The organism is Acinetobacter sp. YH12094 (genome assembly GCF_013419295.1).
Classification (GTDB): domain Bacteria; phylum Pseudomonadota; class Gammaproteobacteria; order Pseudomonadales; family Moraxellaceae; genus Acinetobacter; species Acinetobacter amyesii.
Genome location: NZ_VPAK01000074.1, coordinates 1 through 2,197 on the forward strand (window position 1 = coordinate 1; position 2,197 = coordinate 2,197).

At 33.9% G+C, this 2,197-nt stretch carries 2 protein-coding genes and 1 pseudogene; all 3 read left to right on the top strand.

All coding sequences use genetic code 11. The features are described from left to right. Positions 1 to 229 precede the first annotated feature (229 nt). Positions 230 to 499 (top strand): hypothetical protein, encoded by a 270-nt coding sequence (locus tag FTU34_RS17620; RefSeq protein WP_078193453.1) that lies wholly within the window; start codon positions 230 to 232, stop codon positions 497 to 499. 367 nt (positions 500 to 866) lie between these two features. Beyond that, on the top strand, positions 867 to 1,076 hold the full coding sequence (locus FTU34_RS17625; RefSeq protein WP_111883687.1) for a cold-shock protein: 210 nt from the start codon (positions 867 to 869) through the stop codon (positions 1,074 to 1,076). A 359-nt stretch (positions 1,077 to 1,435) separates the two neighbouring features. Further along, positions 1,436 to 2,197: pseudogene (locus tag FTU34_RS17630) on the top strand (IS3-like element ISAba14 family transposase); the annotation flags it as partial.

Below are 2,197 nucleotides of genomic sequence, written 5' to 3' on the forward strand. Positions count from 1 at the left end.
TCTGCTAGGGACAGCTGCCCTGTTTGTTTCCATGCCATGTCGGTGTCTTTTGTTATGTGGTTGATTATAAAGCATTATATCATTTTAACGAACTTTTGTGTATCTGTTCGTGCAAAGGTTTCAATTAGATATTTCAAAGCATATTGTTTCAGGATGTTAGATTACTTTAATTTTCTCATAATAACCGTTAGTTTGGGATTTCAACCTTAACAATTATGAGAAGAAAGTCATGAATAAAAATTTTGAATTACATGTTTTAAGCCAGATTTATGATTTTCTGATAGAGCGAACTGAACATTCACAGCAAGGTTTGCATAACAAGGTTCTGGAGTTTTTCAAAGAACTTAATTTAGGTAATGACAATGATTTTGAAATTGTTGATCCTAAAAAGATTGCGGGTAAATTTGGAGCAGTGAGTTTTATTCACTTAATCAATGTACCAAACTTTCATGATAAAGATAAATTTTTAAAATGGGCATACACGCAGTTGAATCGATAGTTCATATCAATATGCTTTAAAGATATATTTTGAATACATATTTTGATTAAAGTGTTTTATAATTTACTGGCTCATATCAGCGCAAATGAATTGGGTGAAGCCTCACATGTATATGTGGGGCTTTTTTCATTCAATTTATGGAAAGTGTGAATGATCGAATATTACAATCTATATCTGATTATTACCTTAATATGAGGGATATTTATCACTTTTGTGTGTAATTGCAAAATAAAACAAGAACTTGATTCACATAGATCTAACAGTTGTATCCTCATATTTAAGGATTATTGGTTATATTGAATATGCTTGTTAATTAATCAATATTTACAGCAATTTCTAAACTGATAATTACTTAAAGGGAATATGAATGTCTAATTTAACAAACGGTACAGTGAAGTGGTTCAACGGTACAAAAGGTTTTGGATTTATTGCTTCCGATACTGGTGAAGAATTATTTGCACACTATAGTGAAGTACGAATTGATGGCTATAAAGTACTAGAGGAAGGTCAGCGTGTAATGTTTGAAATTACAAATGGCAAGAAAGGCAAGCAAGCCAGCAATATCCAAATTCTCTAAAAAAATATTTACTAAACATGTAATGACATGTCATGTCTTGACCCGTCAATAATTGACGGGTTTTTGTCATTAATTGCCATTAAGTTTTAATATTTAAATGCTTAATTTAATTAAATGAAAACTACATGATAAGAGCAATAAAAAATGGCCTTTACAAGACTACAAGTACTGATTGGCGGACTAATTATAAGTGTATTGATTTCTTCTGTATGGATTTACCATGAAAAGAAGAAACAACGACGGGAAGAAATTCAAAAAATCATCATCGAAGCTAGAGCAGGATAGAGATGGATCCGTAAATTTGAACAACTCCTATAAGTGATATTCTGCTCCTCAAATGATGTTATAAACATCAATATATGGAGTATTTTATGGCACGTAGACCAAGAAGAAATCATTCAAATGATTTTAAAGCTAAGGTAGCACTTGCTGCGATTAAAGCAGAAAAAACACTTGCTGAATTGAGTGCTGAGTTTGATGTTCATCAAAACCAAATTATTGACTGGAAAAATCAATTGATCTCAGCTTCCTCGCAAGCTTTCGATCAATCAAAAGCTCCAACAGAACCACCCATCGATCTAAAAAAACTACATGCAAAAATCGGTGAGCAGGCATTAGAAATTGATTTTTTAGAAGGTGTGTTGAAGAAACTGGGCCGCTTCAACCACAAAAGTTAATCGACGACTCACTTCAGATTTCAGTATCTAAGCAAGCTAAGCTGCTGAAAGTCTCCCGTGGTTGTTATTACTATCGCCCAAAACCTGTGAGTGCATCAGATCTGAAGCTGATGCGATGTATTGATGAATTACATATGCAATATCCTTTTGCAGGCAGTCGTATGATGCGTGATTTGTTGAATCGTCAAGGACATCATATAGGACGACGTCATACACGTACTTTAATGAAGAAAATGGGTATTCAGGCGTTATATTGCAAACCAAATTTAAGCCAGGCTAATCAAGCTCACCGTAAATATCCATATCTGCTCAAAGGGTTGGCTATTCAGCGCAGTAATCAAGTGTGGTCTACGGATATAACGTATATCCCTATGGCAAAAGGCTTTGTTTATTTATGTGCTGTGATTGATTGGCATAGCCGCAAGGTACTTGCGCATAGGGTAT